General features: G+C 48.0%; 5 protein-coding genes. 2 read left to right on the top strand and 3 right to left on the bottom strand.

Annotated features, from left to right (window positions below):
• Positions 1-66 precede the first annotated feature (66 nt).
• From KDK17_RS03365 to KDK17_RS03375, 3 genes are all read right to left on the bottom strand, one after another.
• Positions 67-444 (bottom strand): RidA family protein, encoded by a 378-nt coding sequence (locus tag KDK17_RS03365; protein ID WP_257280520.1) that lies wholly within the window; start codon positions 442-444, stop codon positions 67-69.
• Between the two features lie 110 nt (positions 445-554).
• Positions 555-1,478: a hypothetical protein gene (locus tag KDK17_RS03370; RefSeq protein WP_257280521.1), complete on the bottom strand. Its 924-nt coding sequence runs from the start codon at positions 1,476-1,478 to the stop codon at positions 555-557.
• Positions 1,479-1,523: 45 nt separating this feature from the next.
• Positions 1,524-2,420 carry a LysR family transcriptional regulator gene (locus tag KDK17_RS03375; RefSeq protein WP_257280522.1) on the bottom strand — a complete coding sequence of 299 codons (897 nt, stop codon included), beginning with the start codon at positions 2,418-2,420 and terminating at the stop codon, positions 1,524-1,526.
• A gap of 390 nt (positions 2,421-2,810) precedes the next feature.
• Here KDK17_RS03375 and KDK17_RS03380 point away from each other — a divergent pair, with 390 nt between their 5' ends.
• Positions 2,811-4,103, top strand: a complete 1,293-nt coding sequence (locus KDK17_RS03380; RefSeq protein WP_257280523.1) for a sodium:proton antiporter — start codon at positions 2,811-2,813, stop codon at positions 4,101-4,103.
• A gap of 111 nt (positions 4,104-4,214) precedes the next feature.
• Complete coding sequence (gene gltX, locus KDK17_RS03385) at positions 4,215-5,708, top strand: glutamate--tRNA ligase (RefSeq protein ID WP_257255143.1); 1,494 nt, start codon at positions 4,215-4,217, stop codon at positions 5,706-5,708.
• The last annotated feature ends 306 nt before the right edge of the window (positions 5,709-6,014 follow it).

The raw sequence follows: 6,014 nt of genomic DNA on the forward strand, positions 1-6,014 counted from the left end.
GACCAATTTATTGCAACCGCAGTAGGACAGCCTTAAGTCCGACAGGCTGCTAGCTAACGAAACTGGTTACTCGGCGGCAGCAACCACTTCAATTTCTACTTTCACATCTTTAGGTAGGCGAGCCACCTCTACCAAGCTGCGGGCAGGGAAAGGGAATGTAAAGTACTGCTTGTAAACTTCATTGATGTCAGTGAAGTCGTTCATGTCTTTTACAAACACCGTCGCTTTCTTGACTTTGTTCAGGCTGCTGCCTGCCGCTTCCAGAACAGACTTAAGGTTTTTCAGGCACTGATGAGCCTGTTCTTTGGTGTCTTCAGACACGTCTCCAGTTTCAGGCTCAATGGGCAGCTGACCGGAGGTGAAAATCAGATTGCCAAATTGAATCCCCTGGGAATATGGGCCAATGGCAGGTGGTGCATCCGGGGTCTCAATGACTTTATGCATAATACTTAAGTTACCTGGGGAGGTTGACTGATTGTAGTCAGCGAATTCTAATCACCTGCCGAGACTTTGTCATCGTGGTGAAGGGGGGTAATTAGCCTATTTCGGTACAATTACTTAAGAGGAATATCCAGACCACCTTCTTTGAGGTACTTGAACACCTCTTTATAACGCTTTTCGACGGAAGCATCTTTCAAGTTTCCGAACCAGAATTTCCAAAGGGTATTGCCAGTTGCATCGGCAGCCTGAGTGCCATTAGTGCCAAAGTAGAGCGTGTTTCCTCGTTTAGTGGTCAGCAAGTAAGAGGCACCTACTATTTCATCGGGCATTTCTGTGCAGGTCATCTCTTTATCATGGAGACTGGAATTGGCAGTGTTATTGACCTCTTTGTTATAAATCTGTTGCTCTTCCGGCGAGCGTTTATTCAGGCCACCTTTAATATATGCCACATAAAGTTCCACAGGAGAACCTTTCTGCGCCATTCTGCGCAGGGTGAAAGTTCTGTCCTGAATGGTTTTAACCCGGTGTGGGTCATCCTGCATGGAGGCTGACATGGTTTGTCTCAGGGCTTTGCCCACAGGGTTGCATAGAGGGGTGGTCGGCTTACGGGTATGGATAATCGCTATGGCATGACTGATGAGCCCTTCATCAAGCATGTTCATCAGGCTCTGCTCAAAGGTTTTCTGAAAGCTGACAGCCACCGGGCGTGTGAACTCATCACTGCCGGCAACCTGAACTTCAGGTGAGTGCATAAGGGGGCTAATGATCAGGCTTGCGATATTGGTTTTGGTGCTGGCGGCAAGCTCTCCATCGCTGATTATTGTGCTGGAGATGTCCGTAAGCATAGTCATTTTCAGTTCATTGACATCCAGCTTTTCCAGCGCTGCATTGCTTATTTTCGGTCCAGGTCCGGCCTCTTCAGACTCGGAGGCGTTACCTTTCACCAGCCAGAATGCCAGAATCAGTAAGGCAATATTCCGGACTGTCTTGCCGACAAAAACCTGTTGTGAACGTGAATGCTTTGGTGTGAGCTGCAAGGTATTTTTCCCGTATTCTGTTCATCATCAGCTCACTTAAAGTAGTCAATATTTCGGTTTCTGCCAGCCCAGAGCTTTCAGTATCAGTTGAATGATGTGGCTCTGATACTTTTTTTTATGAAGCAGCAGGGAAAGGATTCTTTTCATCGTGATTCCGCAGATCTTGACTGGAATCAGCTCGCCCAGCTCCAGTTCGTGGCTAACACAAAGTCGGGACAGACAGCTGATGCCCTGTCCGGATTGCACCAGTTTTTTGATGGCTTCAGTCTGATTCAGCTCCATCTTGATACTCAGGTTGCTCAGCTTTTGACCCAGCTGCTGATCAAAAATATTACGGGTTCCGGAGCCTGACTCCCTGAGAATCCAGTTTTGGTGATTCAGTTCTCCTACCGAAATTTCACCACATTTGGCAAGAGAGTGGTCGGGACTACAGATGACCAGCAGTTCATCTTCCTTCCAGGGGATGACGTCAATATCTTCATGTTGGCAAGGGCCTTCAACACACCCGATGTCCAAGTCAAAACTGGTGACACGATTGATGATGTTCTCAGTATTACGGATATCCATGTTAAAACTGATCTTGGGGAAGTCGGCGCTGACCCGGGCCAGGATATCGGGTAAAAGATAGTTGCCAATAGTGGTACTGGCACCGATTCGAAGATGGCCCGATTCGGTGTTCTGCAGATCTCTGAACAGGCTTTCTATTTCAGACGTTCGATCCAACATCTCAGAAGCCAGAGGTATCAGCAGCTCGCCCTGATGATTAATCAGGAGTTTGTTGCCTGTTCGGTCAAACAACTGGCAGCCCAGTTGATTCTCCAGCTCGGCAATGGCCATACTGGTAGCGGGCTGAGAAAGGTTAAGCTGTTGGGCAGCCAGGCGCACCTGTCCGAGACTTGCTACAGCCCGAAATGTCTTGAGCTGTTTGAGAGTGATGTGCATGATGAAGTTCTGATTATGAGAACGGCGGTATTTTATACTGCTTGAGCAAAAGACTGAATCTTTAACATCCACTACACTATATCGGCAGGGTCATTAACTCCGTCATAGGTTGGAACACCTTTAATTGCTATTGGGTTTATATCTTCTAAACATGCCATATTAAAATAAAAGCGCGAGATAAGATTTATTTATGGCCTTTAATGAAAATTCTTATAACCCATAGAGTTTATGGCTGGGGTAAGCTCTGTACCTTTCTTCTGGTTGAGCTGTATATTCTTCTGCGGGCTGCTATTTTTCTCTCGTTACCCCCGGAAGCCATTGGTCTTCCAGGTCTACCCAACCCGACATAATCCTGATATGTCTCATTGAATCTTTTCCAGAGGTTTAGATATGCACGAAACCGGCCTTGCTACACAGGTCCTGATACTGGCTGGCCTGCTGCTTCTTGCTACCAGCTCGTCCATATTATTAAAAAAATTGAGGTTTCCTTATACCATTGGCTTGGTAGTGATCGGCATGGTTCTGGGGATTCTGGCGCAATACACCGATGCATTGGAGCCATTGCTGAAGGTTGATCTGTCCCATGACTTGATCATGTATATCCTGCTTCCGGTGCTGATATTTGATGCGGCTATCAATATAAAGCCCCCACATCTGTTTCGTGAAATGACTTCAGTTCTTAATCTCGCCATATTTGGTGTAATCCTTTCCATGCTTGTGATTGGGGTTGTCATGAATTTGCTGACTCCACTCAGTCTGGCTGGAGCCATGTTGTTTGGAGCTCTGATTTCAGCAACGGACCCCGTGGCTGTTATTGCCCTGTTCAAGGAGGTAGGAGCGCCGGCCAGGATGTCCATGCTGATGGATGCCGAAAGTCTGTTTAATGATGCCACCGCTATTGTTATTTTCGGGATTGTTCTTGCAGTTATTCAGGCCGGCGTCGGCGTTGGCGTCGGCGTTGTTTTGGGTGGCGTCTGGTCATTTATAGAGGTCTTTTTTGGCGGAATAGTGGTTGGTACGGTCATGGGTATCGCTATGCATGGGCTGTTGAGGCTGGGCAGAAACGAGCCTTTTGTGCAGATTGCTCATACCACTATTCTGGCTTACAGCAGTTTTATTATTGCTGATCATGTGCTGGGAGTGTCCGGTGTCATGTCAACGATTGCTGCAGGTATTGTCACTCGAACAAGTTCAGGAAAAGTGTTGTCTGAACAGGTCCGCAGTTTTATTACGCCCTATTGGGAATTCATGGCTTTCATAGCCAACAGCTTGATTTTCCTGCTGCTGGGGATGAAAGAAAACCTACTTTTCAGAAATCTCAATCACTTACAGGTCTACTATCCCTACCTTCTGCTCGCCGTTGCTGCCGTTCTGATTGGTCGTCTGGTCGTCGTCTATCTGCTCCTGCCGATATCAAACCGCCTGCCAGTGGGGCGTCCGGTGGATAACAAAACCAAAGCCATTATGTTTTGGGGTGGGCTGAGAGGCGTTGTGCCCGTCGCGCTGATGCTGTCGATTCCTGACAGTATTCCTGAAAAAAAGCTGATTATGGATATGACTCTGGCTGTGATTTTGTTCTCTCTCCTGATTCAGGGCACCACAGTCAACTGGCTGATGAGCAAGCTGGGTGTCAATCAACACTACAATGTTGTGAGAGATGCCATGCGAAAGCTTGGGGGGTGACCCCCGTCTGTTATATCTCAAGAGAAATTGTGGGTAGTCGTTGATTCATTGTCGATGGGGTCCTGCTGAGTGTAGACTAGCGCCCACTTAAACTGGACTCGTTAATAGATCATGACTGTTCGTACTCGCGTAGCTCCCTCGCCGACCGGCGATCCCCATGTGGGAACAGCCTATATTGCCCTGTTTAATATGGCTTTTGCCAAGAGTCAGGGGGGGCAGTTTCTGCTTCGTATAGAAGATACTGATCAGGTGCGAAGCACGGCTGAATCTGAACAGCAGATTCTGGACTCCCTGCGCTGGCTGGGCCTGAACTGGGATGAAGGGCCTGATGTGGGCGGTGCATACGGCCCTTATCGTCAGAGTGAAAGGCGTGAAATTTACGACCAGCATGCGCAAACGTTGCTTGATAAGGGGCATGCTTTCCGTTGTTTCTGTTCTGCTGAGCGTCTGGATGCACTCAGAGCAGAGCAAGCCGAAACCAGGCAGGGCTCAGGTTATGATGGCCACTGTCTGCATCTTTCGGAAGAAGAAGTGCGGAGCAAAATGGCAGCAGGTGAGCCTTATGTTGTTCGCATGAAGGTGCCTTCTGAAGGGATTAGTAAAGTAGAAGATATGCTGCGTGGCACCATTGAGATTGAATGGTCTCAGGTGGATATGCAGGTTCTGGTTAAAGCGGACGGTATGCCTACTTACCATCTGGCTAATGTGGTCGACGATCACCTGATGGGGATTACTCACGTCATCAGGGGTGAGGAGTGGATCAGTTCTGCCCCTAAGCACCAGCTGCTTTATCAATACTTTGAGTGGGATATGCCAAGGCTCTGCCATATGCCGTTGCTGCGAAATCCTGACAAGAGCAAGCTGTCCAAACGTAAGAATCCAACCAGTATTACCTATTACCGGGATGCCGGTTACCTGCCAGAAGCGTTGCTGAACTACCTGGCTCGTATGGGGTGGTCGATGCCGAATGAGCGTGAGAAGTTTAACCTGGAAGAGATGGTTGAAAACTTTGACATCCAGCGTGTCTCTCCGGGTGGGCCAATTTTTGATCAGGAAAAACTCTCGTGGCTGAATGCCAGCTGGATTCGTGAAGAGTTGAGCACCGAACAATTTGCCGATCGCCTTCATAAATGGCTGCTCAACAGTGATTATATTATGAAGTTCCTGCCATACGCTCAGAGTCGTGTAGAAACTTTGGCTGACTTTGCTCCCATGGCCAGCTTTATGTTCTCTGGCATGTTGGAACTGTCAGAAGAAGACTTTGTGCATAAAAAGCTTGAGCCGGCTGAGGTAAAGAAAGTGTTGCAATTCACTCTTTGGAGGCTGGAGCAGCTCAGGCAATGGAATAAAGAAAACATCTTTGCTGAGGTGAAAACTCTTGCCAAAGAGATGGGGCTGAAGCTGGGTGATTTTAATCCTCCTATTTTTATTGCTATTGCTGGCACACCCAACTCCTGGTCGGTGATGGACTCCATGGCCATTCTGGGTGCAGACATGACTCGTGCTCGTCTGCGTCACGCGGTCAATGTTCTGGGTGGATTGTCCAAGAAAGAAACCAAGCGTTTTGAAAAAGAGTTCAGAGCGCTGGGAGCTGAGTTTGAGTAAATCTGGCTCATTCCTCTCAGAAAAAGCTGGATTTTTCCGGCTTTTTCTTCATCAGGGGTAGAAGGTTTGTGCGAGGCTTGGGTGATAAAGCGTCCAGCGAAAAAAAACTATATAACTAACTGCTTCGATTAAACATTTTTTCATAAGTGAGCTTGACAGTTCAGGGGGGCATCCATATCATTCGCCCTGCGTTTCGGGGTAGCCAAATAACCTCTCAGAAAGAGAGGGGTGAGCCGAATCATTGAGAACTTTTTTGGGGCTATAGCTCAGCTGGGAGAGCGCAACACTGGCAGTGTTGAGGTCAGC

Origin of the sequence: Endozoicomonas sp. SESOKO2, assembly GCF_024606245.1 — a bacterium.
GTDB lineage: Bacteria > Pseudomonadota > Gammaproteobacteria > Pseudomonadales > Endozoicomonadaceae > Endozoicomonas_A.

Coding starts and splice junctions, on each gene's coding strand:
- KDK17_RS03375 (WP_257280522.1), bottom strand. CDS start 2,420: ATGCACATCACTCTCAAACAGCTCAAGACATTTCGGGCTGTAGCAAGT.
- gltX (WP_257255143.1), top strand. CDS start 4,215: ATGACTGTTCGTACTCGCGTAGCTCCCTCGCCGACCGGCGATCCCCAT.
- KDK17_RS03365 (WP_257280520.1), bottom strand. CDS start 444: ATGCATAAAGTCATTGAGACCCCGGATGCACCACCTGCCATTGGCCCA.
- KDK17_RS03380 (WP_257280523.1), top strand. CDS start 2,811: ATGCACGAAACCGGCCTTGCTACACAGGTCCTGATACTGGCTGGCCTG.